This window comes from Methylosarcina fibrata AML-C10, assembly GCF_000372865.1.
Classification (GTDB): domain Bacteria; phylum Pseudomonadota; class Gammaproteobacteria; order Methylococcales; family Methylomonadaceae; genus Methylosarcina; species Methylosarcina fibrata.
On record NZ_KB889965.1, the window covers coordinates 206,064 to 207,801 of the forward strand.

Sequence of the window (1,738 nt, forward strand, 5' to 3'; positions counted from 1 at the left end):
GCTTGTTCCAGGCAGGAGTACAAGGTATCGCCGTCATAAGGATTGCGGGAAAGCTCCTGGCGCCCAGCACGAAATTACTTTTATTGGTCACCGTGATGCCGACTTTGACGCCGAACTCGTATTTTTTGTGTGCTTTCCCTTTACTGATGCATTCCACTTCCGGTGCATGAAAGCTGTAGAGTTTGTTTTTGTCGGTGTGTTTCTGATTCAGTATCCGCTGGGTTTTGGCCAGGGCGTCCTGAAGCCCCCTTTGCGCGGCCAGCTCCTGTTGCGGCAGTTGCCGCAGGATATCCCGATAAACACGACCGACCAGGGTTTTCAGTTGCTTCAGGGCTTTTTGCTTACGCTTCATTTGCTTGGCATGATGATAACGATGCGATTGCACTAACAGCAGCGGTGCCTTTTTATTGTAGTTCTGTCGCAGGGGCAGCCCGTGTTGTCCAGCCAGCTTGACCAGCTCCCGACGGCATTTTTCGTACAACTTTTGCACAACTTCCTGAGGACGTTTGGGCTTCATTTTTCGGTGAAAATTTGCAAGAAAATAAAACCCATTTTAACATTTTCTTGCAATTTTTGACCTCATAAATATCCATTTATATGATATTAATCAATTTCTTATGAATTAATCAGGGACGACTAATTAATGATGATGTCATGAGCGAACATGACATCTTTTTGCATGATGGGCAAACTGAATACCGGTTAACTGTCGAAAAGGGTGAACCATGGGGAGAATCACCATGGCTGTTTACCGAAAAAGACACTAAGGATGAGTTTGATTTTCTTGGCGAAGGCTCAAGACAAACTCGCTTTGAAAAAGGTTGGGTTTTAGCTCACAACTCACAGAAATACGAAATTAAAGACAACGGAAATTGCCGTGCTATAGGAAACATCCCGTCCTTTAACAGAATCCTTTATGAGCTAAACGGAACGGTTGATTTTCTTTCCTCAGAAAATGAGCGCTATCGGATTAGTTGCCATGCGGACAAAGATTCGACTGAAACCTATTCTATCGTAGGAAAGGTATTGCTTGAAGCTCTCAATTCGTACCCTATTTATGTGGGATTCCCCCAAATAAATATCAGCAATACCGAAAAATCTCGTGGACAGTACAGAACACAATGGCGCTCGCTACATTGCCAAGGGAAGAGCTGGAACGGCACCGCTAACGACTGTGTAGGTCCCGTTTGGATTCGCTTGGTGGATACAACAAATGGGATTGAAGTTTTTCGACGTAAAATTTATGTCCTGCCGAAATCTTTTAAACTCGACCGGATGATCAGCGCAGAAGGTTTACCCGGAAAATATCGCTTCTATGGTTTAGGAAAAGCCAAAGTTACAACCGAAAACGGGGAAACAATCACAGAAATCGAACACGCGGATATCATTGAGGTAAGCTGCCCATCTATAAAAAATACCAGTTTGCCGCAACTGCTTGTAAAGCTTTATTGGCCAACTCATGGGCAATTAACGATTTCCTTACCTTATCCGCAACGTGGCGCAATGCTTCAGCTTGCCGGTAAAACATTGCAATATGACGACTATGTTTCGTTGGACCGAATGGGAGGCTTACGCTTATTGCTGCAAGACCCCATCGGTAGCGAAAGCTATTGGATTGAAGCGGAACCCCTTATGGCTAATCATACTAGTAGTCAGTCAATTTAAATCAAAAGGATATATTGGGCTTGTAAGTCACTCTATAGTGGCATTGATGGTTACTGATTGAGGTCAAGCAATG

1 protein-coding gene and 1 pseudogene are annotated in these 1,738 nt (G+C 44.1%); one reads left to right on the plus strand and one right to left on the minus strand.

Features of this window, described 5'->3' with window-relative positions; all coding sequences use genetic code 11:
- Positions 1-517 (minus strand): annotated as a pseudogene (locus tag A3OW_RS28120) (hypothetical protein); the annotation flags it as partial.
- A gap of 137 nt (positions 518-654) precedes the next feature.
- On the opposite strand from A3OW_RS28120, the gene A3OW_RS0100990 reads away from it, so the two are divergent.
- Positions 655-1,665: a hypothetical protein gene (locus A3OW_RS0100990; protein WP_020561566.1), complete on the plus strand. Its 1,011-nt coding sequence runs from the start codon at positions 655-657 to the stop codon at positions 1,663-1,665.
- Positions 1,666-1,738: the final 73 nt, after the last annotated feature.